This is a genomic window from Phocaeicola dorei, assembly GCF_013009555.1.
GTDB classification, from domain to species: domain Bacteria; phylum Bacteroidota; class Bacteroidia; order Bacteroidales; family Bacteroidaceae; genus Phocaeicola; species Phocaeicola dorei.
This window is the reverse complement of record NZ_CP046176.1, coordinates 3478625-3504786: the sequence shown is the minus strand read 5'-3', so window position 1 is coordinate 3504786 and position 26162 is coordinate 3478625. Positions and strand designations below refer to the sequence as shown.

The following is a 26162-nucleotide window of genomic DNA, read 5'->3' as shown; positions in this document are numbered from 1 at the left end:
TTATTCCTAAAACAAATTATTTAAACATCTCCTTTTTGGACAAAAGCTGTCAAAGTCTTGAACAGGATTTTCATATCCAGAAAAAAGGAGAATTCTTTACCGTATTTCAAATCTAATTCTTTGCGTTCTTTAGCGGATAATTTTCCGGCATCCCCCCGCTTTTCTACCTGCCACAAACCGGTCAGCCCGGCAGGCGCCATGAAGCGTTCGATACTTTCATCGTTTGTCAGACGTTCGGCTTCATAGAGTGGAAGAGGACGGTTACCCACCACAGACATATCGCCTTTCAATATGTTGACCAGTTGAGGTAGCTCATCCAGGCTGTATTTTCGTAAAACGCGTCCTACTTTGGTGACTCGCGGGTCTTTTTCTATTTTTATGAAAGGACTTTCATCCAGTGCGTTTTGTTTGGAAATGAACTCTTCTTCCGGAATGATGAAGTCATCGGAAACCAGCATTCCGCCATTATCTATAACACCGTCATCTCCAAATATCAGCCCTTCTAATTCTTCCATCGAGAAATCTTCGGTAATCTCCGGAATACCTTCCGGCAGGTATTGGTTCTGACCGGAAAGGTCTTTCAGTTTTTTATCGGCGTCCGTATACATGGAACGGAACTTCAGGAAATTAAAAATGGTATAATTCGTTCCTACCCTTTTGGATTTGTAAATAACAGGTCCTTTGCTCTCCAGACGTATGGCTATGGCAGTCAGCAGAAAGACTGGTGACAGAAAAACTAATGCTGTACCGGAGAAAAGAATATCGAAGCAGCGCTTCCATTGGGGAAGGATAAAATGCCTGACGTCTTTTTTCTTCCGGTTATGTGCATATAGCAGTTCCTGCCGTTTATTGATGATGTCTATTTTCTGCCTTAACTGGGCGGTGGTGATGTGCAAACTGACGGTATCGTTTATTCCTCTGTTCAGATAGACTTTGCTGGCTTCGGGACTCAGCCTGTCCGTAATGAGTACGACATATGCCTGATAGAACTTTTTTCTAAAAGCACCTATCTGTTCAATATCTCCGTTCATCTCCCCTTGTTCGTGAAGGACAATGATGTTCTCACGTACTTTCAGCCTGACACAAATTGTAATGGCATCCTGGTAGTTTTGGGCATAAATCATCTGGACATTTTCGAGCTTGCTGAATTTGCGCAAAAAATCCTTGTTCTTTCCTATATAAAGCAGAAAGGTCATGCTGATTTACTCAATAATTTTCTTAATTCTTACTTTTAACTCCATGGGATTGAAAGGTTTGACAATATAGTCTTCCGCGCCTTCTTGTAACAGGCGGATGCGCTCTGTGGTACTGTCTTCGCTGCTTAGCATAATCACCGGAATGTGTTTGAATAGCTGATTGGATTTTATCCATTCCAGAAACTCGTCTCCACGCATTTCGGGCATACGGATATCTGATATAATCAAATCTGGTATGTTACCTTCCTGAAGCCATTTTACTCCTTCGATGCCATTCGGTAACCAAATACAATCATAATCACTGGCCAGATAGATTGAAAGGACTTTTGCAATTGCTATTTTGTCGTCCAAGACCAAAATTTTCTTTCTCATAGAGTAATCTTTAGATTTTAATGGGCAAAAGTAAAGAAAATTATTGTGAATAAACAACTTTATTCTATTAATTTTTTGGCGTAAAGATTGCTTTTTTTTAACCAAACGTCTGAAATAGGAGATTGAATGGAATAAAAGTCCTTTGGAAAAAGGAAAAAAAGAAGACGAGACAATTCCTGTATATTATATATTGTAGTGTATATGATAAGGTTAAGATATCATATTGTATAATAGATGATATTTATTATATTGAAAAATAGTGTTTTAGAACATAATAAAAATAAATATATTGTTTTGTATAATTCAAAAAATAGTATTTATCTTTGCTGCCGGAAATGATAAAAGCCATATTACTATGTCGGAAATAAACCAGACGATTAATTTACATGTATCTGTGGACTGTGTGCTGATTGGTTTTGATGGAGAGCAGTTCCGTGTCCTGTTGGTAAGGCAGGTGGGGAAACAGTCCGAAGACGGATATAATAACATGAAATTGCCGGGTAGCCTTATCTATGACGATGAGGATCTGGATGAGGCGGCCAAACGAGTGTTGAATGAGCTGACGGGACTGAAGAATGTGAAGCTGACACAGTTTAAGGCGTATGGATCGAAAAACCGTACCCGTAACCCTAAGGATGTGTTGTGGCTGGAACGTTTTCATCGTTTGGACGAGAAGAAAATAGACCGCATTGTGACTATCGCTTATCTGACATTGGTGAAGATTGACAGACGGTTCGAACAGCTGTCTGATAAATACGATGCTTGCTGGACGCCTGTGACGGAGGTGAAAAGCCTGGCGTTCGATCATTTCCAGATTTTGCAGGATGCATTGGTACATATACGCCATTATGTGGAATATGCCCCTTCCGTAATGTTCGACTTGCTTCCCCGGAAGTTTACGGCAGCCCAGCTGCGGACTGTCTATCAGTTGATTTATGATAAGGTGTTTGATGTAAGGAACTTCCATAAGAAGATAGCGTTGATGCCATATGTAGTACCTTTGGAGGAAAAACAGGTAGGCGTATGCCACAGGGCGGCACGCTTCTATAAGTTCGATCGTTCAATATATAATAAGTCGGGAACGAAGTGATAACAGACAGATAACTTTAGCCTTGTTGTGATTGCTGTGAGAATACTCCGCCTGGTCGTTTCGGGGAATCGGTACATGCTTTGGGATTCTTCACCGGCCTTTCCTTGGAAGGATAATGCTGATAAGCATCGGGACAGAGACTATTATTTTTAAATTCTTAAATTTTCAATTTAAATGTACCTATTAGGTTATGATATTGGCAGTTCGTCGGTAAAGGCGAGTTTGGTAAATGCAGAAACCGGAAAGTGTGTCTCTTCTGCATTCTTCCCTAAAACAGAGGCTGCTATTATGGCTGCCCGCCCCGGATGGGCTGAGCAGGATCCGCAAAATTGGTGGGAAAATCTGAAATTGTCAACTCAGGCTGTCATGGCCGGGAGTGGGATCGGTCCGGATGGAATTGCCGCTATCGGTATCTCTTATCAGATGCACGGACTGGTTTGTGTGGATAAAGGGCAAAATGTATTACGTCCGGCTATTATATGGTGTGATTCACGGGCGGTTCCATACGGGCAGAAAGCGTTTGAGGCATTGGGGGAAACGCAATGTCTTTCTCATCTGCTGAACTCTCCGGGAAATTTTACCGCTTCCAAACTGGCATGGATTAAAGAGAATGAGCCTGCTGTGTACGAACGTATTTATAAAATAATGCTGCCCGGCGATTATATCGCTATGAAACTGACAGGGGATATTTGTACCACGGTGTCCGGTTTGTCCGAAGGGATGTTCTGGGATTTTCAGGCAAATGATGTCGCGGGCTTCCTGATGGATTATTATGGATTCGACCGTTCGCTGATAGCTGATATCAAACCGACTTTTGGCGAGCAGGGGCGTGTAAATGCATGGGCTGCCAAAGAATTGGGCCTGAAAGAGGGAATTCCTGTAACCTATCGCGCCGGAGACCAGCCTAATAATGCTTTGTCGCTCAATGTGTTCAATCCGGGAGAGATTGCTTCTACGGCAGGAACATCGGGAGTGGTATATGGCGTGAACGGTGAGGTAAATTATGATCCGAAATCCCGGGTGAATACTTTTGCCCATGTAAATCATACCGCTGAGCAGACCCGTCTGGGAGTGTTGTTGTGTATCAATGGTACCGGTATATTGAATTCGTGGGTGAAACGTAATGTGGCTCCCGAAGGTATTTCTTACAGTGATATGAACAGGCTGGCGGCACAGGCTCCTGTCGGCAGTGCCGGAGTAAGTATTCTTCCTTTTGGTAACGGGGCGGAGCGTATGCTGGAAAATAAAGAGACAGGATGCTCTATATGTGGAGTTAATTTTAACTTGCATGGAAAGCAGCATATTGTTCGTGCCGCACAGGAAGGGATCGTGTTCTCGTTTAAATACGGTATTGATATCATGGAGCAGATGGGTATCCCTGTACAGAAGATTCATGCCGGACATGCCAATATGTTTCTCAGTCCTATTTTCCGCGAAACATTGGCGGGAGTGACAGGGGCTGTAATCGAACTGTATGACACGGATGGATCGGTGGGCGCCGCCAAGGGGGCCGGCATAGGCGCGGGTGTTTATAAAGATAACAACGAGGCATTTGCCACATTGGAAAAATTGGAGGTGATAGAGCCTGATGTGGCACAGCGCACTGCTTATGATGATGCGTATGCCCGCTGGAAATCTAATCTGGAGAGAGCGATGGCTGCCTTTTAAGGACCTTCGGATAAAGAAATGGCTATCCGCTTGCGTGTTGAAAAAAGATAGTAGATAAATTAGAACAAGTTATTAAAATAAGTAAAGAATTATGGCTACAAAAGAGTATTTTCCCGGTATAGGAAAGATTAAATTTGAAGGTAAGGAAAGTAAGAACCCGATGGCGTTCCGTTATTATGATGCTGAAAAGGTAATAAACGGCAAGAAGATGAAAGACTGGTTGAAGTTTGCTATGGCATGGTGGCATACTTTGTGTGCCGAGGGCGGTGACCAGTTTGGCGGCGGAACAAAGAAATTCCCTTGGAACGGCGATGCCGATAAGGTGCAGGCTGCCAAGAATAAGATGGATGCCGGCTTTGAATTCATGCAGAAAATGGGAATCGAATATTATTGTTTCCATGATGTGGACTTGTGTGAGGAAGCCGATACAATCGAGGAATATGAAGCGAATCTGAAAGAGATAGTTGCTTATGCCAAACAGAAACAGGCTGAAACCGGAATCAAATTGTTATGGGGCACGGCAAATGTTTTTGGTCATGCACGCTATATGAACGGTGCTGCTACAAACCCCGAATTTGATGTGGTTGCCCGCGCTGCTGTCCAGATAAAGAACGCTATTGACGCTACCATCGAACTGGGTGGCTCCAATTACGTGTTCTGGGGTGGACGTGAAGGGTATATGTCTTTATTGAATACAGATCAGAAGCGTGAGAAAGAACATCTGGCTCAGATGTTGACCATCGCTCGCGATTATGCCCGGAGCAAAGGATTTACAGGTACTTTCCTGATTGAGCCCAAACCGATGGAGCCGACTAAGCATCAATATGATGTGGATACCGAAACTGTGGTAGGGTTCTTGAAAACTCACGGACTGGACAAGGATTTCAAGGTGAACATTGAAGTGAATCATGCTACGTTGGCTGGTCATACATTTGAACATGAACTGGCTGTTGCGGTAGATAACGGAATGTTGGGATCTATTGACGCTAACCGTGGCGATTATCAGAACGGATGGGATACAGACCAGTTCCCTATCGACAATTACGAACTGACCCAGGCCATGATGCAGATTATCCGCAACGGCGGTTTGGGTAATGGCGGTACCAACTTCGATGCCAAGACACGTCGTAACTCTACTGATCTGGAAGATATTTTTATCGCCCATATTGCAGGTATGGATGCTATGGCGCGTGCATTGGAAAGTGCTGCTGCTTTGCTTAATGAATCTCCTTACTGCAAGATGTTGTCAGACCGTTATGCTTCATTCGACAGTGGCAAAGGTAAAGAATTTGAAGAAGGCAAGCTGACACTGGAAGATGTAGTGGCTTATGCTAAGCAGAATGGTGAGCCCAAGCAAGTAAGCGGTAAACAGGAATTGTACGAAGCCATCGTCAATATGTATTGCTGATCCGGTCGGGCGGTATTGCACAAGTTTTACCCTTGCAGACCTTTTTTAAATAAGGAGGGCTGTGCAATGAAGTCTGAATGAATTCTGCTAACGGATGATTAAAGAATAAACGGCTGTACACCGTCAGGTGGCAGCCGTTTTTATATTTGTTAGAGGGATATTTTATGAAATAATACTCGCCTATATCGAAAATAATATCTACCTTTGCGGCTGCTAAATTACTAAGTTTATTGAATTTATATGATAAAAAAACTATTATCCGTACTGGTCTTAGTTTTTGCCCTCTCGGGTTCTGTGCTTGCACAGCAATCTATGAGTGACCAACAGGTGTTGGAATATGTGAAGACGGGCATGCAACAAGGAAAAGACCAACGTCAGATTGCTACAGAGTTAGCCCGTAGAGGAGTGACACAAGAACAGGCTAAGCGTGTAAAGAAACTTTATGAACAGCAAAATGGGTCTGCTGATAAAGATGCAAATGCAACGATGCAAAATCGGAACCGTTTGCGTGAAAAGACAAAGACTCAGGAAGATATCTACGTAACAGAGAATTTTACTTTCGACCAACGTTCAGCTGCGGACAGAGTGGTAGGGAAGAACTCGTTGGACAGTGTTTCTGCCAATCGTTATTACGAGGGGATGGGCATGGGCGATATGGAAGATATGCAGAAGGATAAGGTGTATGGACGGGACATTTTTGAAACCAGAAACCTTACATTCGAGCCGAGTGTGAATCTGGCTACTCCTCCTAATTATCGTCTGGGGCCGGGTGATGAGGTAATCATTGATATCTGGGGTACAAACCAGGCTACCATCCGCGATAATGTATCTCCGGACGGATCTATCACGATCCCCGATTTGGGATTAATTTATCTGAACGGTATGACTATTGCCGAAGCCAACCAATATTTGCGTAAAGAACTGAATAAGATTTATGCAGGGCTTGATAATGAACAGAACCCGTCCTCACAAATCAAGGTTACTTTGGGAAACAGCCGGACTATCCAGGTGAATGTGATGGGAGAAGTGTTCCAACCGGGAACTTATGCATTGTCTTCTTTCTCTACCGTGTTTCATGCACTGTACCGTGCCGGTGGTGTGAGCGATATCGGTAGTTTGCGTAATATACAAGTAGTGCGCGGAGGACAGAAGATCGCTACCGTAGATGTGTACGATTTTATTATGAAAGGTAAAATCAATGATGATATCCGTCTGCAGGAAGGCGATGTGATCATTGTTCCTCCATACGAGGCGTTGGTTAGCATAGAGGGTAATGTGAAACGCCCCATGAAATACGAGATGAAAAACAACGAAAGTGTTGCCACATTGTTGAAGTATGCCGGTGGATTCTCGGGGGATGCCTATACCCGTTCTCTCCGCATGATTCGTCAAAATGGAAAGGAGTATCAGATTTATACGATTGATGATATTGATTATTCCGTATTTCAGGTAAAAGATGGTGATGCGCTGACTGCTGAAGCTATTCTGGATCGTTTTGAGAATAAACTTGAAATCAAGGGTGCTGTCTATCGTCCGGGCATTTATCAGTTCGGAGGAACTTTGAATACAGTCCGCCAACTGGTGGAAAAGGCTGAAGGTCTTATGGGTGATGCCTTTACAGGACGTGCAGTGTTGCATCGCGAGCGTGAGAATTTGAAGAAAGAGGTTATTCAAGTAGATATAAAAGGTATCATGGCCGGTACTGCACCCGATGTACCTTTACAGCGTAATGATGTGCTTTATATTCCCAGTATTCATGACTTGGAGGATGTGGGAACTATCATGGTGTATGGTGAGGTTGCCCGTCCGGGTGAGTTCGCTTTTGCCGACAATACGACTTTGGAGGATATTATAATCCAGGCTGGCGGGTTGAAAGAATCGGCTTCTACCGTTCGTGTGGATGTTTCCCGCCGTATCAAGGATAGCAAAGGTACGGAAGCGGTTTCCACCATAGGACAAATGTACTCGTTTTCTCTGAAAGACGGTTTTGTGATAGACGGAGAACCGGGTTTTGTGTTGCAACCGTACGATCAAGTATATGTGCGTAAGAGTCCTGCTTATCAGGAACAGGTGAATGTACAAGTGACCGGTGAGGTTTTATATGAAGGTGATTATGCGCTGACAGAGAAGAGTGAACGTCTTTCCGATTTGATCAAGAAGGCAGGTGGAGTGACTCCGTTTGCTTATATCAAAGGGGCCCGTTTAAGCCGTCGTATCAATGACGATGAACGCAAACGTATGGAAACGGTTCTGGATATGGCCAAGACAGGAAAGGACTCCATTGATGTCAACCGGCTGGACTTGGGAGATATCTATTATGTGGGTATCGATCTGGAAAGAGCGATGCTTAAACCCGGCTCCAGTGCGGATATCGTATTGCGTGAGGGGGATGTGATTGAAATTCCTGAATACAACAATACGGTACGTATCAGTGGGGCTGTGATGTATCCCAATACCGTTTCATTTGAAGATGGCAAGACGTTGAAATATTATATCGAGCAGGCCGGAGGTTACGGTTTCCGTGCGAAGAAGAGCAAGGCGTATATTGTATATATGAACGGTCAGGTGAAGAGAGCGAAGAAAGGTAGCCGTGAGCTGATCCAGCCGGGATGTGAGGTGATTGTTCCGGTGAAGGAAAAGAGCAACTGGTCTTTGCAGAACACCTTGTCCATAGCAACCACCAGTGCGTCATTGGCGACTATGATTGCATCTATTGCTAATATCTTAAAATAGAAACAGTATGGCGGAAGATAAGAATTATACGAATAATAAGGAAAGGCCACGGGAAGACGAGGAGTTGGAAATTGATTTGATGGAGTATGTCCGTAAGTTGTGGGCTGCCCGAAAGGTGCTGTTGAAGGCTGCCGGAATAGGTGCTATTGTAGGGGTGATTATTGCTCTGAGTATTCCCAAACAATATACGGTGGAAGTGACATTGTCTCCCGAATCCGGCAAAAGCGGCGGGGGGAGCCTGTCGGGAATGGCTGCCATGCTGGGGATCGGCGGCATGAGTCTGGGCAGTGAGACGGATGCGTTGAACGTATCTCTTTTCCCGGATATAGTAGCGTCTACTCCTTTCATTCTGGAACTGTTTAATGCACATGTCACCACGTTGGACGGTGAGGTGGATACTACTTTTGTAGCTTATCTTGATGAGCAGAAAGCTCCGTGGTGGGGTGCTGTGATGGGATTGCCCGGGGCGGCTATAGGTGGGGTGAAATCTCTCTTCTCCGATAAGGAAGAGGAAGAAGGGAATAAGCTGGATCCTTTCCATCTGACAGAAGATCAGGCGAAGAAAGTGGAAGCCATGCGTAAGGCTATTACTGCTGATGTGGATAAGAAAACCGGCATCACCACAGTGACGGTGACTTTGCAGGACCCGATGGTTACGGCCGCCATTACAGATACGGTAGTGGTGAAACTTCAAGAGTATATCACAGCGTACAGGGTCTCTAAAGCCCAGCAGGATTGTGCTTATCTGGAACAATTGTATAAGGAACGCCAGCAGGAGTATTATGTAGCCCAGCAGAATTATGCCAATTACATGGATGCTAACAAGGGGGTTGTTCTTCAAAGTGCTTTGACGGAGAGAGAACGATTGCAGAATGATATGAATCTGGCATATCAGGTGTATAGCCAGGTGGCTACCCAATTGCAGGTGGCACGGGCTAAAGTACAGGAGGCCAAACCTGTATTTGCCGTTGTGGAACCTGCCAGTGTGCCGTTGCTGCCTTCGGGAACCAGCAAGAAGGTGATTCTTGTCGGATTTATTTTCCTGGCAGTGGCGGGCGCTTCTGCATGGATCTTGTTCGGACGTGAATTCTTTGAAAATCTGAAGGCAGGACTTAATGCTCCTCAGGAGGGGATGGAGAAGAAGTGATATAAAGATATTGACCTATAAAAACAGGGTGTATCTCTCATAGGAGATACACCCTGTTTTTATAGGTCAATCTTCGAAAATGTTGTCCTGAACGTTACGATAGTCCTGTGTGCAGTTTTCGGTTTTTTTAATTTCACTGGCAAAAACCAAACAAACGCAGAATCAAAACTGCCTTTAATATAAACTTTGATTAAAGTCGAAATCCGTTTGATAGTCTTTCAATCTCGGATGTTTCTTGTCCTTGTCGGACAAAATAACCTTGTCGGCCGGAAGTCGCCAGTCTATGCCTAGATCGGGGTCGTCCCATGCGATTCCTCCTTCGCTTTGCGGAGCATAATAATGGTCACATTTGTATTGGAACAACACTTCGTCACTTAGTACCGCAAAGCCGTGTGCGAATCCGCGGGGGATAAAAAACTGCCGGTGATTCTCTCCAGTCAATTCTACAGCTACATGCTTTCCAAAAGTGGGAGAACCTTTCCGGATATCTACAGCCACATCCAGTACTGCTCCCTTGATTACACGCACCAGTTTGCTTTGTGTGAAAGGAGGTTTCTGGAAATGCAGGCCGCGTAATACACCATAAGTGGAGAAACTCTCATTATCCTGTACAAATGTAGTCCTGCATACTTTTTCTTCAAATTCACGTTCCGAGAAGCTTTCAAAGAAATACCCTCTTGCATCATTAAAAATACGGGGTTCCAAAATGAAAACCCCGTCTATTGCTGTTTTTATAACTTCCATTATTCTAATCCCAGTTCTTTTATAACTTTCAGTAAATATTGTCCGTATTGGTTTTTAAGCATCGGCTGAGCCAGTTCCTGCATCTTTTCCGGGGTAATCCAGCCTTTTCTCAAAGCTATGCCCTCAAGGCACGCCACTTTCAGCCCCTGGCGTTTTTCAATGACTTCGATGTAGGTACTTGCCTCGGCCAGCGAGTCGTGAGTACCGGTATCCAGCCATGCGAAACCTCTGCCCAATGTTTGTACTTTCAATTCCTTGTCCTGAAGAAATTGCTGGTTTACGGTGGTGATTTCCAGTTCTCCCCGTGCCGAAGGCTTGATATTCTTGGCTACTTCCACTACCTTGTTGGGGTAGAAATAGAGTCCCACCACGGCATAGTTGGACTTAGGTTGGGCAGGTTTTTCTTCAATAGAGAGACAATTGCCATCCTTGTCGAATTCCGCTACGCCATATCTTTCGGGATCACTGACCCAATAGCCGAATACCGTTGCTTTCTTGTCCTCTTCGGCAGCACGTACGGATTCTCTCAACATGGCGGACAGACCGTTGCCGTGGAATATGTTATCACCCAGTACAAGGCAGACGGAATCATTTCCGATGAATTTCTCGCCGATGATGAAGGCCTGAGCCAGTCCGTCGGGCGAAGGCTGTTCCGCATATTCAAAGCGTACTCCGAAATCGCTTCCGTCTCCTAACAGTCTTTTGAAGCTCGGTAAGTCGTATGGGGTTGAGATAATGAGTATTTCCCGTATGCCGGCCAGCATAAGTACCGATATAGGATAATAAATCATGGGTTTGTCGAAGACAGGGAGCAACTGTTTGGATACTCCTTTGGTAATAGGATAGAGGCGCGTGCCCGAACCTCCGGCTAGTACAATACCTTTCATATCTTTTTATTTTTTATAATGTTCCTACGATTTGAATTAATAGGCGTTTTTCTCGCCCCGGAACATGTTGGTTACTGTTTTTATCATGATGCGGATGTCGAGCAGGAAAGTCCAGTTCTCAATATACCACAGGTCTCTTCTTACCCTGCCTTCCATTTGGGAAAGTTCTTTGGTTTCTCCCCGATAGCCGGTGACTTGCGCCCATCCGGTGATTCCGGGTTTGACAAGGTGGCGCATCATGTATTTGTTAATCAGTTGGGAATATTCCTCTGTATGTTTCAGCATATGGGGTCTGGGACCTACAATAGACATTTCTCCTTTGAAAACATTAATGAATTGCGGCAGTTCGTCCAGATTGCTCTTTCGCAGGAAGTTGCCGAACTTGGTCTTGCGGGGATCATTCTTGGTAGCCTGCAATGAATCGGACAATGCATTCACTTTCATGGAACGGAACTTATAGCATTTAAAAATTTTCCCGTTTTCCCCGTTTCTCTCCTGTTTGAAGAAAATGGGACCAGGTGATGAAATTTTAATAATAAGACCTACAAATAGGTATATAAATGGAAAAATTGTAAGTAAAAACAGAGAGGAAAATGTCAAATCAAATAACCGTTTTGCCAGTCTGTTTACCGGGTTCTGCAACGGTTCGGTACGGATGGACAATACAGGAACTTCACCCAATAATTCCAGTTGCAGCTGACGCTTTATGTAATTACGTACATGAGGTACGCTATAGAAGCGGATCAGATTGTTCTCGCAATAGTTCATGATGGCCAGAATATCATCCTTTCTGCTGGATGGCAGACCGCAGTACAGTTCGTGCACGGTGTTATGAGACAACCATTCAAATAATTGGTTTACAGGACCTTTAAAGGGAATCCCTTTGGGGTAATTAGAGTCCTTCTCATCATAGAAAATGCCTAAAACCCTGTATCCGTAAGTCAAATCGTTCAACGTATGGTATAGCTCCACCATATTGTCCCCGTCACCTATCAGTACAGTGGCGTGCAGGTTCCTGCCACTGCGGCGGAACATTTTCACAAAGAACCGCAATGTCAGCCGCCATCCTATAGCTAAAGGTATGAAAGACAGATAGAAAACAAGCAGATAGATGCGTGAGAAGTTATCTACTTTAATAATGGCCAGCACCGTGAGGAAGATGACTACATGCAAGCTGATTGTTCCTAACAGACGGCCTACAATCTGTTCCGGACGCACTATGCGGTTGTGCAGTATGACCCCAAAGATGGATATGCATGGAATATAGCACAGGTTGGAAGTCAGCAGGTAGGTTTTCAATGAAATATGGGCTATGGCCTGTGAATCTATTCCTTTCAGAATAAAAAACACAAGTATCATAGAAAGGTTCAACAAGGCAAAATCACCTAATATCGCTACTAGTTTAATTATATCAGAGTTTTCAGTTGTCGGTTGTTTCATGACAAAAAAAATGTTAGTCGTATGCAAATATAGAACATATAAATTAAAACGCAATACTTTTTTTAAAAAATAATACTTATCTTTGCGGTCATACAACGTAAAAAATGAATCATATGAACATCAAGAATAATCACCTCGTTATAATGGCCGGAGGTGTTGGAAGCCGTTTCTGGCCGATGAGTACTCCTGATTATCCTAAGCAATTTATTGATGTACTGGGTTGCGGCCGTACATTGATCCAACTTACGGCTGACCGTTTCCAGGGGATCTGTCCTCCGGAAAATATTTGGGTGGTGACATCAGAGAAGTATGCGGATACTGTAAAGGAGCAGTTGCCCGATATTGCTGATGATCATATCTTGCGTGAGCCTTGCCGTCGCAATACGGCTCCTTGTATAGCATACGTCAGTTGGAAAATAAAGGCACGTAATCCTAAGGCCAATATGGTGGTGACCCCCAGCGACCACATTGTGATGAATATTGCGGAGTTTCAGCGGGTGATTAATTCGGCGATGAATTTTACGGCCGATTCGGACGCTATCCTTACCCTGGGCATGAAACCTACTCGTCCTGAGACGGGCTACGGTTACATTGAAGCTGATCTCAGTGTACCTTCTACCGCCAATAAGGAAGTATTCCGGGTGTATTCTTTTAAAGAGAAACCTGATCTGGAAACAGCCCGGCGCTATATTCAAAAAAATAATTTCTTCTGGAATGCCGGTATTTTTGTGTGGAATGTAAATACGGTGGTGAATGCCCTGCGCGTATATCAGCCTGCCATTTCGAAGGTGTTCGAGCGTTTGCTTCCTTATTATTATACGGACAAGGAGCAGGAAATGATTAACCAGAATTTCCCTTTGTGCGAGAACATTTCGGTGGATTATGCCATTATGGAGAAGGCGGATGAGATTTTTGTCCTTCCTGCCAGCTTTGGATGGAGTGATTTGGGTACTTGGGGATCGTTGCACGAGAATTTGCCGAAAGATGCCCATAATAATACGCAGATAGGTGAGAATATAAAGTTGTATGAAACCCGTAACTGTGTGATTCACACTACACAGGAAAAGAGGGTGGTGGTACAGGGACTGGACGGATATATCGTTGCTGAGAAGAATAACACATTGTTGATCTGCCGGTTGAGCGAGGAACAGCGCATCAAAGAATTCTCGGCGGAGTAAGTATTCTTTCTTGTATATATTTTATTTCTGCATACATGGAGTGTATGCTGTCTGTTATCTGCCGTTCTGTTTGGTCATTTTGTCCTTTGTCATGCCGAAAGGCAGATAGCGGTAGATAGCTATGTGATATGAACTAACTTAGAAGGCCTGCATGAGGCCATTTACAATAAACGAAATGAAAAAAGTTGCTTTAATTTCAGGTATTACAGGTCAGGACGGTTCATTCCTGGCAGAGTTTTTGATTGAAAAGGGATATGAGGTTCACGGTATTCTGCGCCGTTCTTCTTCATTCAACACAGGTCGTATAGAACATCTCTATCTGGACGAGTGGGTTCGTGATATGCAAAAGACCCGTCTGGTGAACCTGCATTGGGGGGATATGACCGACAGTAGTTCGCTGATACGTATCATTCAGGCTGTACAGCCCGATGAAATCTATAATCTGGCTGCTCAGAGCCATGTGAAAGTAAGTTTCGATGTGCCCGAGTACACTGCGGAAGCGGATGCGGTAGGCACGCTGCGTATGTTGGAAGCTGTCCGGATCCTGGGTTTGGAAAAAAAGACCAAGATTTATCAGGCATCTACCTCCGAGTTGTTCGGACTGGTGCAGGAAGTCCCTCAGAAGGAAACGACTCCTTTCTATCCCCGTTCTCCGTATGGGGTGGCCAAGCAGTATGGTTTCTGGATTACCAAGAATTATCGTGAAAGTTACGGTATGTTTGCCGTGAACGGCATCCTGTTCAACCATGAGAGCGAACGTCGTGGTGAAAACTTTGTAACACGCAAGATTACTTTGGCTGCCGCACGTATAGCCCAGGGATATCAGGACAAACTGTATCTGGGAAATCTGGATTCTTTGCGTGACTGGGGCTATGCCAAAGATTATGTGGAGTGTATGTGGATGATTCTTCAGCACGATACTCCCGAAGATTTTGTTATTGCGACCGGCGAGTATCATACGGTGCGCGAGTTCTGTACCTTGGCCTTCAAGGAAGTGGGCATTGAGTTGCGCTGGGAAGGCAAAGGGGTGGATGAAAGAGGCATCGATGTGGCGACGGGCAAGGAACTGGTTGCCGTCGATCCTAAGTATTTCCGTCCTGCCGAAGTGGAGCAGTTGCTGGGTGATCCCACTAAAGCCAAAACCTTATTGGGCTGGAATCCCCGTAAGACTTCTTTCCCCGAACTGGTGAAAATCATGGTGAAGCATGATATGAAGTTCGTGAAGAAACTATATTTAAAGGCTCAAATAGCGGAATAATGGAAAAAACAGCCAAGATATATGTAGCAGGACACCACGGACTGGTGGGTTCTGCTATATGGAATAATTTGCAGCAAAAAGGATATACCAATCTGGTAGGCCGTTCTCACAAAGAACTGGATCTGCTGGACGGGCAGGCTGTGAAGGAGTTCTTTGATGAAGAGCAGCCCCGGTATGTCATTTTAGCGGCGGCACATGTGGGCGGTATCATGGCGAACAGTCTTTACCGTGCCGATTTTATTTATCAGAACTTGCAGATTCAGCAGAATGTGATAGGAGAGAGCTTCCGTCACAATGTAAAGAAACTCTTGTTTTTGGGAAGCACTTGCATTTACCCTCGTGATGCCGGACAACCCATGAAGGAAGAGGTGTTGCTGACTTCACCGTTGGAGTACACCAACGAACCATACGCTATTGCGAAGATTGCGGGATTGAAGATGTGCGAAAGCTTTAACCTGCAATATGGAACCAATTACATAGCCGTGATGCCCACGAACCTTTACGGTCCCAATGATAATTTCCATTTGGAGAACAGCCATGTGCTGCCTGCCATGATTCGTAAGATTCATTTGGGAAAATGCCTGAATGAAGGAGATTGGGATGCGGTGCGTAAAGATATGAATCTCCGCCCTGTGGAGGGAGTAAGCGGTTTGAATACGGATGAGGAAATTCTGGCTGTATTGAAAAAATACGGCATCTCCGGACAGGAAGTGACCTTATGGGGTACAGGCAAGCCGTTGCGTGAATTCTTATGGAGTGAGGAAATGGCCGATGCCAGTGTCTATATCATGGAGCATGTGGACTTTAAGGATACATACACACCCGGTTCCAAGGATATCCGTAACTGCCATATCAATATCGGTACGGGAAAAGAAATCACCATCGCTCAATTGGCGGATAAGATTGTCAAAGAAGTGGGCTATCAAGGCAAACTGACTTTTGACGCTACGAAGCCCGACGGCACTATGCGCAAGCTGACGGATGTAAGCAAATTGCATAGTCTGGGATGGCAGCATAAGATTGATATAGAAGAGGGAGTACACCGAATGTATCAATGGTATTTGTCTTAGAAGATGAAGATGCAAGATGATAGATCTTTCGGGTGTAAGATTATAGATCGTTTGTATGCAAGATGATAGATCTTTCCGGCATAACATATAAAAGTTTCGGGCATAACTTCTTGAAGTTATGCCCGAAACCACCAAAACCTATGCAGACAGATTGACAAAATCTTCTGCCGTTTTCTTTATTCCTTCGGGAGCTTTTTATTTTACTGCTTTTTATTTTACTGCTTTTAATGCAGCTTCATAATCCGGTTCCTGGGTTATTTCGGGAACAAGTTCGGTATAAACCACTTTTCCTTCCGGGTCAACCACTACTACCGAACGTGCCAATAATCCTGCCAAAGGACCGTCGGTCATCAGAACACCATATTTTTCAGCAAAATCGGAAGTATAGCGATAATCAGACAAAGGAATAACGTTACTGATCCCTTCGGTGGTGCAGAAGCGGCCCTGGGCGAATGGCAGGTCTTTAGAGATAGCCAACACTACCGTATTGGGCTGGTTTGCAGCCAACTGATTGAACTTGCGTACGGAAGTAGCGCATACACCTGTATCCAGACTGGGAAAAATGTTCAGAATCAGGTACTTGCCTTTACCATCCTTTAATGTATAATTGCTTAAGTCTCCTTTTACCAATGTAAATTCCGGAGCTGAAGTTCCTACTTTTACAAATTCTCCGGCCAATGTCACCGGTGCTCCTTTAAATGCTGTTTTTGCCATAATTTTATTATATTTTAGTTCGATACTGTAATGATAACAAATTTAAATGGAAAAAAGTTCATTCTTTTTTATTTTCTTCCTTTGTAAATCAAGAAACCTACCACTAAAACACCGATAGCAATGAAGCAATATCCTAACTCGTGACTGTATTCGGTTACGGTACTCAATAACTGCTCTTCGGGAACCACTGATTGCAGATAGTAACCGATAGCCGCCAGAATGGCATTCCAGATACCTGCTCCCAGCGTTGTGTACAGCAGGAAAGTGGATAATTTCATCTTGGCCAGACCGGCAGGAATGGAGATAAGCTGGCGGACGGCAGGAATAAGACGTCCGATAAAGGTGGAGAGTGCCCCGTGCTTGTCAAAGTAGTGTTCCGCGTTCTGAACCTTGGCTTCATCAATCAGACACATGTGCCCGAAGCGGCTGTTCGCGAATTTATAAACCAGCGGACGGCCTACGAAATAGGCTATGTAATAATTGATGAGAGCGCCGATATTGGCTCCGATTGTCGCAAATATAACTACCAGAAATACATTCAGGTCACTGTTGCCTCCGGCTGCCTTGTAAGCGGCAGGAGGCACTACCACTTCCGAGGGGAAGGGGATAAAAGAGCTTTCGATGGCCATTAATAACGTAATTGTCCAATAATTCAGGTGGTCCAGACACCATTGAATAAATGCAACTGATTCCATAAAATAATTATAAATAATTGTTTAAGTTTAGCTTGCCTTTGCTGATATCGTCCTTGATTACGCGTATCGCTTCGTTGAATAACTGGTCGGGAAACTGTGCGTTTTCATCAACTCCCAGAGCTGCATACGTATCAGGAAGTTCTTTATTGATTTTAGCCAGATAGTGTATGAACGGACCTGGTTGCTGTAAATAAAGATAGCCATAAATCAGAAAGAAATAAGTGCTATGGGCGTTGTGGGGGAATTCTTTGTTTATTTGCTCAAAATACCGGTTGGCATATTCAAAGAGATGTTCATCGAAGTATTTGGATCCGATTTTGAACAAAATATCCATCCGTTCCTCTTTCGGGGTGAATTCCAGGGCGAGGTTGAATTGTTCCTCCGCCTTGTCGATATTATTCTTTCTTTCCTCCTCGCTGATGTCCTTGCTGCCTGCCATTATCGTGAAAAACTGTCCGGCATAGATACGTGTTTCCGCATCGTTCCCGTTCTGCTTCAGCACTTGGTCCAGATACATATATCCCTCTTCAGGATGTCCCAGGGCTACATGACAGAGGGCTGCGATACTATATATATCGGTTAGCTCGAATGCAGTTATCTCCTGTTTCTGTTTTAGCAGCTTTTGTGTATACTTCATGGCGGTTTCGTAATCCTTCATCTCGAAGTGGAGACCAGCCAATGCCATATAAACGGGAGGTTTCTTCTCTGTCGCCTTTTCCAGACGGAGATAATAGTTGATAGATTCCTTGATATTTGCTGTCTGGCTGTAAAGGAATGCTTTCAAGGTCAATGTCTCTGTGTTGTTTTCATCAATGGCTAATGCGAAATCAAAAGCTTCGTGCGCCTTTTCGTATTGCTCTTGTTGCAGATAGCATTTACCCAGTTCGTTCCAATGCTGAACGGAATAGGGAAACTCGTTCAGAGTCATGTTCAGGTAAGGGATAGCCAAGTCCGGTTTGTTGAAAGTACTGTAATAATCGCACAGCACGTCGCGAAGACGTTGGTTGGTTTCCGGCAGGGTTTGCATGTCGAAATGGGCAAACAGGCAGTCGATCCACTTCTTGGCGTATTCTTTCTGGTTGACGTCAACGTAGTCCAGAATGATGTCTAGCAGCGTATCCAGTTCATACTCCTCCTCCATGGCTAGTTGTTGTAATATCTTATCGGCCTCTTCCATGTGTTCCTCCTCTATCAGTAGGTCGGCTTGCAGGAATCTGAATTCACGGTCGGCAGGGTTGTTGATGAGCTGCATCACCATTTGGGCTTCTTCTTTTTTTCCTAGCAGCATCAAGGAACGTGCCCGGAAAATCAGGGCGTCTATGTTATCAGGGTGCAATTGGATTGCAAGATTTATGGCCTTGTCAGCGTCTTTATGTCTTCCTTTTGAGGCGTAATATTCGGCGATATCGGTCAGTTCATCAGCTTCAAAATAAGCGGGGGTATGGTTTTCCACCATACCCTCGTATCTTGCTAATGCTTCTTTAAATTCCGGGTCTTCAAAGTAAGAAGACATGTCATAGTTCATAAGTTTGTTTTTATTTATTAATTTTGCTCCAGGTATCTTTTAAAGATACGGTGCGGTTGAACACCAGATTTTCTGGTGTAGAGTCTTTGTCCACATTGAAATAACCGATGCGTTGGAACTGTAAGTAATCCAGCGGTTTGGCATCGGCCAGATATTTCTCTACATAGCAGTTGGTTAATACATTCAACGAATCGGGGTTGATCATTTCTTTCATGGCTTCCAGTGCGTCGCAGTTCTTTGCTTCGCGGATAGCGGCCATCTCATCACGCGGGTTCTCCACTTTCCACAGGCGGTCATACAGGCGTACTTCGGCAGGCAGACAGTGTGCACAGCTTACCCAGTGGATCGTACCTTTGATTTTGCGGTTGCTGCCCGGCATGCCTGTTTTGCTGTCGGGATCGTATTCGCAATATACCTCCACCACGTTGCCGTTGTCGTCTTTCTTGCAGCCTGTACATTTCACGATGTATCCGCTTTTCAGACGCACTTCCTGTCCCGGAGTCATACGGAAATATTTCTTCGGGGCATCTTCCATGAAGTCGTCGCGTTCTATCCACAACTCGCGGCTGAATTCGATGGTGTGTGTGCCTGCCGACGGATCTTCCGGGTTGTTGACAGCTTCCATTTCCTCCACCTGTCCTTCGGGATAGTTGGTAATGATCAGCTTCACCGGATTGATGACTGCCGATACACGGGTGGCACGGCTGTTCAAGTCCTCGCGGACAGCGCTTTCCAGCAGGGCGAAGTCATTCAGGGCATCGTAAGTGGTATAACCTATCTTGTCTACAAATTTGCGGATGGACTCGGGCGAGTAGCCGCGACGGCGGAAACCGCAGAGAGTCGGCATACGGGGGTCGTCCCAACCGTTTACCAGATGTTCTTTTACCAGAATCAGCAGGTTACGCTTGCTCATCAAGGTGTAGTTCAAGTTCAGTTTGTTGAACTCATACTGATGAGGACGGTTGTCGTCCAGATCTTTACCTTCTTTTACCCAGTCCACGAACAGGTCGTACAACGGACGGTGGGGTACGAACTCCAGGGTACACAGTGAATGAGTTACTCCTTCAAAGTAGTCGCTCTGTCCGTGTGCGAAGTCATACATAGGGTATGCTTTCCAGGTTTCGCCTGTGCGGTGGTGCGGAGTCTTTACCACACGATAAATAATAGGGTCGCGGAAGTGCATGTTGGGGCTTGCCATGTCTATTTTGGCGCGGAGCACCATTTTGCCTTCTTCTATTTCACCGCTGTTCATTTTGTTGAACAGTTCCAGACTTTCCTCGATGGGACGGTTGCGGTAAGGGCTCTCGGTTCCGGGTTGGGTGGGAGTTCCCTTCTGTGCCGCGATTTGTTCGGAGTTCTGTTCGTCTATATAAGCCTTTCCTTCCTTTATCAGATTGACGGCGAAATCCCATAATTGCTGGAAGTAGTCGGATGCATAATATTCGTTTCCCCACTGGAATCCGAGCCATTGGATGTCCTCCTTGATGGCTTCCACGTATTCCATATCTTCTTTGGTCGGGTTGGTGTCGTCAAAACGCAGGTTACATACGCCACCATAGCGTGCAGCTATCCCGAAATCCAGACAGATGGCTTTGGCATGACCGATGTGCAGGTAGCCGTTCGGCTCGGGCGGAAAGCGGGTTTGTACTTTCCCTCCGTTTTTACCTTCTTTCAGGTCGTTCTCAACTGCCTGTTCAATGAAGTTCAGACTTTTCTTCTCTGTAGCTTCTGTAGCGTTCATTTCAGTCATTGTGATATCAATTTTACACTTTTGCTGCAAAAGTACGCATTCTTTTTGGGATATCCTTTATTTCACAGGAATATATCCACCGTTTTTTATAATATTTTGCCCCTCGGGTGACAGGATGTAGTCAATGAACGGGGTCACTTTTTCCTTATTGGCTACATTGTAATAGTAATAAAGAGGGCGTACTACGGGGTAAAGTTTCTTCTTTCCGTTTTCAAGGCTGGGCAGTACATAATGCTTGCCGTCATCGTAGGAAACGGCAATGGCTTTCACCCGGGGAGACAAGTAGGCCAGTCCCACATAGCCGATAGCGCCTTTGGTCTGGCTTACAGACTGGATCACGGCTCCGGTGGCGGGCATGGACAAGCTGCTGCTCATGTAGTTCTTGTTCTTCAGGGCGCTTTCTTTGAAAAATTCGTAAGTTCCCGAAGAGGTTTCGCGAGAATAGACAATGATTTTCATATCGGGTCCCCCCAGCTGTTTCCAATTGGTTATCTTGCCGCGGAATATGGCTTCCAGTTGCTGGCGTGTCAGTTGGCTGACAGGGTTGGACGGGTTTACAATGACGGCCAGGGCGTCATACGCTATAATTACCTCCTCCACTTCCTGTTTGGCGGCTTTCAGTTTCATCTTTTCGCTGAATTTGATGGGACGGGAAGCCATAGCGATATCTGTTGTGTTGTCCATCAGGGCGGAAATCCCCACTCCGGTTCCTCCGCCGGTGACGGTTACCCGTCGGTCGGGATCATCTTTCATGAAAATCTCGGCTGTTTCTTGTGATACGGGCAACACCGTGTCACTACCTTTTATGCGTTGCGCGGTAATATTCAGACTACAAGCCAATAGAATAAAAAGAAATAGAGCTTTTACTTGATTCATAAGTTCTTATATTAATTCGTGTGCAAAAGAAACGTTTTCTTGTGTCATTTGTTTTACTGGTGTGTTACGATTCTGTTACGGGTAATATTCACCGGCAAGGGTGGATTGAATCTGTTCCTGCGGGAAAATGGTAATAAGATCAGGTTTTTCTTTATCTGTAACAAGTTTGTAATATAATTGTAGCAAATACTTCAAGCTTCTTTCATATCACCTTAATATAAAGAGGCTTTTTTTGCATCAGTTATTAAAATAGAAGACTAAAACTGTATGAAACGAGTTTGGGAAAAGATTGTAGAAGGGATATTGACTTGCAGCGGCTTTATAACGAGCATTACTATTTTGCTGATTGTCGTATTCTTATTTGCGGAGGCTCTGGGACTTTTTAATAAAAAAGTCATAGAAGAGGGGTATGTACTGGCGGTGAATAAAGCCAATCCGGTACAGGAACTGAGTGCGGCACAAATAAAAGATGTTTTTGACGAAGAGATTACCAACTGGAAAGAGTTGGGAGGACCGGACGCGGAGGTTAAAGTTTTCCGGTTGGAGGATATCACCTCCTATTTCTCGGAGGAAGAGCTGGGAGCCGAATACGAGAAGGCTCCCCGGTGCATCGGCGAGATCGTTGCCGGTAATCCAGGCATCATCGCCTTTGTTCCCTCCAAGTTTATAGAAAAGGATTTTCCGGGGCATCTGCTGAAAGACGAGTCTATTTCTTTTGACGAGGTTTTTGCCGGAAAGGAATGGTTCCCTACGGCTACTCCCGCCCCTCAGTTCGGATTTCTTCCTTTGATTACGGGTACGCTTTGGGTGAGTTTCTTTGCCATCCTGTTCGCTTTGCCTTTCGGCTTGTCGGTGGCGGTGTATATGTCCGAGGTGGCCGACCATCGGACCCGTAGTTTTCTGAAGCCGGTTATTGAATTGCTCAGTGGCATTCCGTCCGTGGTCTACGGTTTCTTTGGATTGATTGTTATCGTACCGCTTATTCAGAAAGTCTTTAATCTGCCTGTGGGCGAGACCGGATTGGCCGGAAGTATTGTTTTGGCGATCATGGCACTCCCTACTATCATTACCGTAAGTGAGGATGCGATGCGGAATTGTCCCCGTGCCATGCGCGAGGCCAGTCTGGCATTGGGCGCCACTCGTTGGCAGACTATATATAAGGTGGTGATTCCGTTTTCCATTTCCGGAATCACTTCGGGCGTTGTCCTGGGCATCGGACGTGCCATAGGCGAGACGATGGCGGTGCTGATGGTTACAGGAAATGCGGCTGTGATACCTACCACTATTCTGGAACCGCTCCGTACCATTCCGGCGACTATTGCAGCGGAACTGGGAGAGGCACCCGCCGGCGGCGCGCACTATGAAGCTCTGTTCCTGCTGGGAGTGGTGTTGTTTTTCATCACGATGCTTATCAACTTTAGTGTAGAATATATTTCATCAAGAACAAATAAATAATGTACTAATTTGCCGGTGTGCTAATGATCATGCGGCACACAGCGCAGCCAATGGGTATATTGATAGATTGACAAATGATTAATTAAGTATTTAAAATATGAAGCAAGATGTTTTCCCTGCCCGGCAAGGGGCGCGTAAAAGACGTTCGCAATGGCTGGCATTCGGTATTTTCAAACTGCTGAGTTATAGCATTGTCCTCATTCTGTTCGCCATTCTCGGTTTTATTATATATAAAGGTATAGGAGTAATCAGCTGGGAGTTTCTGACCACGGCGCCCAGTGACGGCATGACGGGTGGCGGTATATGGCCGGCCATTGTAGGTACTTTTTATCTGATGGTGGGCAGTGCGCTGTTCGCATTTCCGGTGGGAGTGATGAGTGGCATTTATATGAACGAATATGCGCCGAAAGGCAAGATGGTCCGCTTTATCCGGATGATGACCAATAACTTGAGCGGTATTCCGTCCATTGTGTTCGGTTTGTTTGGTATGGCACTGTTTGTGAAATACATGGGGTTCGGCGACAGTATCCTGGCCGGTTCTTTGACGTTGGGATTGCTTTGTGTACCTTTGGTGATACGTACCACCGAAGAAGCCTTGAAGGCGATTCCCGACAGTTTCCGTGAAGGGAGTCTGGCTTTGGGCGCGACCAAGTTGCAAACCATCTGGCATGTAATTCTGCCCATGGGGATGCCCAACATCATTACCGGACTGATTCTGGCTTTGGGACGTGTGTCGGGTGAAACGGCGCCTATCCTTTTCACTTGTGCCGCTTACTTCCTGCCACAACTGCCACACAGCATTCTGGACCAATGCATGGCATTGCCTTATCACCTTTATGTGATTTCTACCAGTGGAACAGATATGGAATCACAGCTTCCTTTGGCATACGGTACGGCGTTGGTATTGATAATCATTATTTTAATTATAAACCTGTTGGCTAATGCACTTCGCAAATATTTCTCCAATAAAGTAAAAACGAATTAATAATTTGTCAATGTGCCGATTGGCTGCGCTGTGTACCGCACGGGTATTGGTACATTAGCACATTGACAAATCAGCAAATTATTAAAACATTAAGAATATGAATAAGATAGATGCAAAACATGTAAATTTTTTCTATGGTGATTTTCAGGCACTGAAAGATATAAGCATGACGATTGAAGAGAAAGAGGTGGTGGCTTTCATAGGTCCGTCCGGTTGTGGCAAGTCCACCTTCCTCCGCCTGTTCAACCGCATGAACGATCTCATTCCCGGCTCTCGTCTGGAAGGGGAGATTTTGATTGACGGGAGAAATATATACGACAAGTCTGTGCAGGTGGATGAGTTGCGCAAGAATGTGGGAATGGTATTCCAGCGTCCCAATCCGTTTCCGAAGAGCATTTTCGAGAATGTGGCCTACGGGCTTCGGGTAAATGGGGTGAAAGATAATGAGTTTATCCGCCACAGGGTGGAGGAAACCTTGAAAGGAGCCGCATTGTGGGATGAGGTGAAGAATAAGTTGAAAGAGTCTGCGTTTGCTCTGTCCGGCGGTCAGCAGCAACGGTTGTGTATAGCCCGTGCCATGGCCGTATCTCCTTCGGTGCTGCTTATGGACGAACCGGCTTCGGCATTGGACCCTATCTCTACAGCCAAAGTAGAAGAGTTGATTCATGAGCTGAAAAAAGAATATACCATCGTTATTGTCACTCACAACATGCAGCAGGCCGCGCGTGTCAGTGACAAAACAGCCTTCTTTTATATGGGCAATATGGTGGAATATGATGATACGAAGAAGATATTTACGAATCCGGGCAAAGAAGCGACCCAGAATTATATTACGGGACGTTTCGGATAAAGCATTCATCACAGCGTTGCACAATGGGAGATAAGATAAAAATGGAATTTATGTACCACAGCTCGATGCAGGCTTGTTTGCTTTTCAGATGTAATGGGTACGGATTTGCCTTTTTATTCTTCTGTCCGGAAAATTAAAATCAGTGTGAATCTGCGCAATCTGCGGTGAAAGAAATAATAATAAACAAAACAAGAATTAAGAATATGGTGAAATTTATAGAATCAGAACTTGTATCACTGAAGAAGGAAGTGAACGAGATGTGGACATTGGTTTACAATCAGCTGGACAGGGCAGGAGAAGCTGTGCTGACCTTTAACCGTGACCAGGCACAGCAAGTCATTGTCCGTGAGAAAAGGGTGAATGCGTTCGAGTTGAAAATTGACAGTGATGTAGAGGACACTATCGCTCTATACAATCCGGTAGCCATTGACCTGCGTTTTGTGCTGGCCATGTTCAAAATAAACAGTGATTTGGAGCGTTTGGGAGATTTTGCCGAAGGCATAGCCCGTTTTGTGGTAAGAAGCGAGGAAACAGTGCTGGATAGTGAACTGCTCCACAGTCTGCGTATAGAAGAGATGTTGAGACAAGTGCTCAGTATGCTCGAAATGACCAAGAACGCGTTGAATGAAGAAAATTTGGAATTAGCCCTCAATGTATTCAGTAAAGACAATTTCCTGGACGAAATCAATGCGGCTGCCCCTGCCGTCCTTACAAAATATCTGGAAACACATCCCGATAATTTCCTGACTTGCCTGGAACTCGGCACCGTTATCCGTAAACTGGAACGTGCCGGAGATCATATAACTAATATCGCTGAAGAGATTGTTTTCTTTATAGATGCAAAGGTACTGAAACACCGCGATAAAGTGGACGAACATTTCTTGGGAAAAGAAAAAGCTCATTAAAATGCTGTTTCAAATTAAAATTTTGCTATCTTTGTATATGTAATGAGGCCGATAAAGAGCATTTTGAATAATAATCTGCCAAAAAAGACAGAAATTTCTAAAAACATGTTGTATGGCATAGTTTTTTATTTGGCTGGTTTAAAAAAAGGCTCCATATTTGCATCGTTATCCTGAAAACAATCTTTTTACCTTAAAAAAAAACTAATACCTATTGAA

Annotated in this window: 22 protein-coding genes; 12 read left to right on the top strand and 10 right to left on the bottom strand. The window is 44.8% G+C overall.

Going from position 1 to position 26162, the window contains the following annotated elements:
* Nucleotides 1-20: 20 nt before the first annotated feature.
* Nucleotides 21-1196 (bottom strand): sugar transferase, encoded by a 1176-nt coding sequence (locus tag GKD17_RS14955; RefSeq protein ID WP_007832384.1) that lies wholly within the window; start codon nucleotides 1194-1196, stop codon nucleotides 21-23.
* Nucleotides 1197-1202: 6 nt separating this feature from the next.
* Nucleotides 1203-1568 (bottom strand): response regulator transcription factor, encoded by a 366-nt coding sequence (locus tag GKD17_RS14950; protein WP_007832386.1) that lies wholly within the window; start codon nucleotides 1566-1568, stop codon nucleotides 1203-1205.
* Nucleotides 1569-1923: 355 nt separating this feature from the next.
* Here GKD17_RS14950 and GKD17_RS14945 point away from each other — a divergent pair, with 355 nt between their 5' ends.
* From GKD17_RS14945 to GKD17_RS14925, 5 genes are all read left to right on the top strand, one after another.
* Nucleotides 1924-2658: an NUDIX hydrolase gene (locus GKD17_RS14945; protein WP_008653509.1), complete on the top strand. Its 735-nt coding sequence runs from the start codon at nucleotides 1924-1926 to the stop codon at nucleotides 2656-2658.
* A 174-nt stretch (nucleotides 2659-2832) separates the two neighbouring features.
* Entirely contained in the window at nucleotides 2833-4326 is a 1494-nt protein-coding gene (locus tag GKD17_RS14940) for a xylulokinase (RefSeq protein WP_005851484.1), read from the top strand.
* A 91-nt stretch (nucleotides 4327-4417) separates the two neighbouring features.
* Nucleotides 4418-5734, top strand: a complete 1317-nt coding sequence (xylA, locus tag GKD17_RS14935; protein WP_005851486.1) for a xylose isomerase — start codon at nucleotides 4418-4420, stop codon at nucleotides 5732-5734.
* 240 nt (nucleotides 5735-5974) lie between these two features.
* On the top strand, nucleotides 5975-8467 hold the full coding sequence (locus GKD17_RS14930) for an SLBB domain-containing protein (RefSeq protein ID WP_007832392.1): 2493 nt from the start codon (nucleotides 5975-5977) through the stop codon (nucleotides 8465-8467).
* Between the two features lie 7 nt (nucleotides 8468-8474).
* Nucleotides 8475-9614: a Wzz/FepE/Etk N-terminal domain-containing protein gene (locus GKD17_RS14925; RefSeq protein ID WP_007832393.1), complete on the top strand. Its 1140-nt coding sequence runs from the start codon at nucleotides 8475-8477 to the stop codon at nucleotides 9612-9614.
* A gap of 174 nt (nucleotides 9615-9788) precedes the next feature.
* On the opposite strand, the gene rfbC is transcribed toward GKD17_RS14925, so the two are convergent.
* The 3 genes from rfbC to GKD17_RS14910 are packed head-to-tail and all read right to left on the bottom strand — an operon-like array spanning nucleotide 9789 to nucleotide 12685.
* Nucleotides 9789-10358 carry a dTDP-4-dehydrorhamnose 3,5-epimerase gene (gene rfbC / locus GKD17_RS14920; RefSeq protein ID WP_007832396.1) on the bottom strand — a complete coding sequence of 190 codons (570 nt, stop codon included), beginning with the start codon at nucleotides 10356-10358 and terminating at the stop codon, nucleotides 9789-9791.
* A complete protein-coding gene (gene rfbA, locus GKD17_RS14915) occupies nucleotides 10358-11245 on the bottom strand; it encodes a glucose-1-phosphate thymidylyltransferase RfbA (protein WP_005843154.1) in 888 nt (295 codons plus the stop codon). Before rfbA ends, rfbC begins: the two co-directional genes overlap by 1 nt.
* Nucleotides 11246-11281: 36 nt before the next feature.
* Nucleotides 11282-12685 carry an undecaprenyl-phosphate glucose phosphotransferase gene (locus tag GKD17_RS14910; RefSeq protein WP_007832403.1) on the bottom strand — a complete coding sequence of 468 codons (1404 nt, stop codon included), beginning with the start codon at nucleotides 12683-12685 and terminating at the stop codon, nucleotides 11282-11284.
* A 113-nt stretch (nucleotides 12686-12798) separates the two neighbouring features.
* Here GKD17_RS14910 and GKD17_RS14905 point away from each other — a divergent pair, with 113 nt between their 5' ends.
* From GKD17_RS14905 to GKD17_RS14895, 3 genes are all read left to right on the top strand, one after another.
* Entirely contained in the window at nucleotides 12799-13863 is a 1065-nt protein-coding gene (locus GKD17_RS14905; RefSeq protein WP_007840263.1) for a mannose-1-phosphate guanylyltransferase, read from the top strand.
* Nucleotides 13864-14038: 175 nt separating this feature from the next.
* Entirely contained in the window at nucleotides 14039-15121 is a 1083-nt protein-coding gene (gmd, locus tag GKD17_RS14900; RefSeq protein WP_005851498.1) for a GDP-mannose 4,6-dehydratase, read from the top strand.
* Nucleotides 15121-16191 (top strand): GDP-L-fucose synthase family protein, encoded by a 1071-nt coding sequence (locus GKD17_RS14895; RefSeq protein ID WP_007832407.1) that lies wholly within the window; start codon nucleotides 15121-15123, stop codon nucleotides 16189-16191. Before gmd ends, GKD17_RS14895 begins: the two co-directional genes overlap by 1 nt.
* A 210-nt stretch (nucleotides 16192-16401) precedes the next feature.
* On the opposite strand, the gene tpx is transcribed toward GKD17_RS14895, so the two are convergent.
* The 5 genes from tpx to GKD17_RS14870 all read right to left on the bottom strand — a co-directional run bounded on the left by tpx (nucleotide 16402) and on the right by GKD17_RS14870 (nucleotide 21751).
* Complete coding sequence (gene tpx / locus GKD17_RS14890; protein WP_007832408.1) at nucleotides 16402-16905, bottom strand: thiol peroxidase; 504 nt, start codon at nucleotides 16903-16905, stop codon at nucleotides 16402-16404.
* Between the two features lie 68 nt (nucleotides 16906-16973).
* Nucleotides 16974-17600 carry a DedA family protein gene (locus GKD17_RS14885; RefSeq protein WP_007832410.1) on the bottom strand — a complete coding sequence of 209 codons (627 nt, stop codon included), beginning with the start codon at nucleotides 17598-17600 and terminating at the stop codon, nucleotides 16974-16976.
* A gap of 7 nt (nucleotides 17601-17607) precedes the next feature.
* Nucleotides 17608-19125, bottom strand: a complete 1518-nt coding sequence (locus GKD17_RS14880) for a tetratricopeptide repeat protein (protein WP_007832412.1) — start codon at nucleotides 19123-19125, stop codon at nucleotides 17608-17610.
* A gap of 10 nt (nucleotides 19126-19135) precedes the next feature.
* Complete coding sequence (locus GKD17_RS14875; protein WP_007832413.1) at nucleotides 19136-20875, bottom strand: glutamine--tRNA ligase/YqeY domain fusion protein; 1740 nt, start codon at nucleotides 20873-20875, stop codon at nucleotides 19136-19138.
* A 57-nt stretch (nucleotides 20876-20932) separates the two neighbouring features.
* Nucleotides 20933-21751: a PstS family phosphate ABC transporter substrate-binding protein gene (locus tag GKD17_RS14870; RefSeq protein WP_007832414.1), complete on the bottom strand. Its 819-nt coding sequence runs from the start codon at nucleotides 21749-21751 to the stop codon at nucleotides 20933-20935.
* Nucleotides 21752-22018: 267 nt separating this feature from the next.
* Between GKD17_RS14870 and pstC the strand changes: the two genes are divergently transcribed.
* From pstC to phoU, 4 genes are all read left to right on the top strand, one after another.
* A complete protein-coding gene (gene pstC, locus GKD17_RS14865; protein ID WP_007832418.1) occupies nucleotides 22019-23206 on the top strand; it encodes a phosphate ABC transporter permease subunit PstC in 1188 nt (395 codons plus the stop codon).
* A gap of 97 nt (nucleotides 23207-23303) precedes the next feature.
* A complete protein-coding gene (gene pstA / locus GKD17_RS14860) occupies nucleotides 23304-24191 on the top strand; it encodes a phosphate ABC transporter permease PstA (RefSeq protein WP_007832423.1) in 888 nt (295 codons plus the stop codon).
* Nucleotides 24192-24288: 97 nt separating this feature from the next.
* A complete protein-coding gene (gene pstB / locus GKD17_RS14855; RefSeq protein WP_007832424.1) occupies nucleotides 24289-25041 on the top strand; it encodes a phosphate ABC transporter ATP-binding protein PstB in 753 nt (250 codons plus the stop codon).
* A gap of 203 nt (nucleotides 25042-25244) precedes the next feature.
* Nucleotides 25245-25946, top strand: coding sequence for a phosphate signaling complex protein PhoU (gene phoU / locus GKD17_RS14850; protein WP_032935535.1), 702 nt, complete (start codon nucleotides 25245-25247; stop codon nucleotides 25944-25946).
* Nucleotides 25947-26162 lie beyond the last annotated feature (216 nt).

Bases quoted from the DNA above. Each gene is read 5' to 3' on its own strand.
- GKD17_RS14925 (WP_007832393.1), top strand. From the start codon at position 8,475: ATGGCGGAAGATAAGAATTATACGAATAATAAGGAAAGGCCACGGGAA.
- GKD17_RS14870 (WP_007832414.1), bottom strand. From the start codon at position 21,751: ATGAATCAAGTAAAAGCTCTATTTCTTTTTATTCTATTGGCTTGTAGT.
- pstB (WP_007832424.1), top strand. From the start codon at position 24,289: ATGAATAAGATAGATGCAAAACATGTAAATTTTTTCTATGGTGATTTT.
- GKD17_RS14945 (WP_008653509.1), top strand. From the start codon at position 1,924: ATGTCGGAAATAAACCAGACGATTAATTTACATGTATCTGTGGACTGT.
- pstA (WP_007832423.1), top strand. From the start codon at position 23,304: ATGAAGCAAGATGTTTTCCCTGCCCGGCAAGGGGCGCGTAAAAGACGT.
- GKD17_RS14875 (WP_007832413.1), bottom strand. From the start codon at position 20,875: ATGACTGAAATGAACGCTACAGAAGCTACAGAGAAGAAAAGTCTGAAC.
- GKD17_RS14930 (WP_007832392.1), top strand. From the start codon at position 5,975: ATGATAAAAAAACTATTATCCGTACTGGTCTTAGTTTTTGCCCTCTCG.
- xylA (WP_005851486.1), top strand. From the start codon at position 4,418: ATGGCTACAAAAGAGTATTTTCCCGGTATAGGAAAGATTAAATTTGAA.
- GKD17_RS14885 (WP_007832410.1), bottom strand. From the start codon at position 17,600: ATGGAATCAGTTGCATTTATTCAATGGTGTCTGGACCACCTGAATTAT.
- gmd (WP_005851498.1), top strand. From the start codon at position 14,039: ATGAAAAAAGTTGCTTTAATTTCAGGTATTACAGGTCAGGACGGTTCA.
- tpx (WP_007832408.1), bottom strand. From the start codon at position 16,905: ATGGCAAAAACAGCATTTAAAGGAGCACCGGTGACATTGGCCGGAGAA.
- GKD17_RS14940 (WP_005851484.1), top strand. From the start codon at position 2,833: ATGTACCTATTAGGTTATGATATTGGCAGTTCGTCGGTAAAGGCGAGT.
- GKD17_RS14905 (WP_007840263.1), top strand. From the start codon at position 12,799: ATGAACATCAAGAATAATCACCTCGTTATAATGGCCGGAGGTGTTGGA.
- GKD17_RS14950 (WP_007832386.1), bottom strand. From the start codon at position 1,568: ATGAGAAAGAAAATTTTGGTCTTGGACGACAAAATAGCAATTGCAAAA.
- GKD17_RS14880 (WP_007832412.1), bottom strand. From the start codon at position 19,125: ATGAACTATGACATGTCTTCTTACTTTGAAGACCCGGAATTTAAAGAA.
- GKD17_RS14955 (WP_007832384.1), bottom strand. From the start codon at position 1,196: ATGACCTTTCTGCTTTATATAGGAAAGAACAAGGATTTTTTGCGCAAA.
- phoU (WP_032935535.1), top strand. From the start codon at position 25,245: ATGGTGAAATTTATAGAATCAGAACTTGTATCACTGAAGAAGGAAGTG.
- GKD17_RS14910 (WP_007832403.1), bottom strand. From the start codon at position 12,685: ATGAAACAACCGACAACTGAAAACTCTGATATAATTAAACTAGTAGCG.
- rfbC (WP_007832396.1), bottom strand. From the start codon at position 10,358: ATGGAAGTTATAAAAACAGCAATAGACGGGGTTTTCATTTTGGAACCC.
- pstC (WP_007832418.1), top strand. From the start codon at position 22,019: ATGAAACGAGTTTGGGAAAAGATTGTAGAAGGGATATTGACTTGCAGC.
- GKD17_RS14895 (WP_007832407.1), top strand. From the start codon at position 15,121: ATGGAAAAAACAGCCAAGATATATGTAGCAGGACACCACGGACTGGTG.
- rfbA (WP_005843154.1), bottom strand. From the start codon at position 11,245: ATGAAAGGTATTGTACTAGCCGGAGGTTCGGGCACGCGCCTCTATCCT.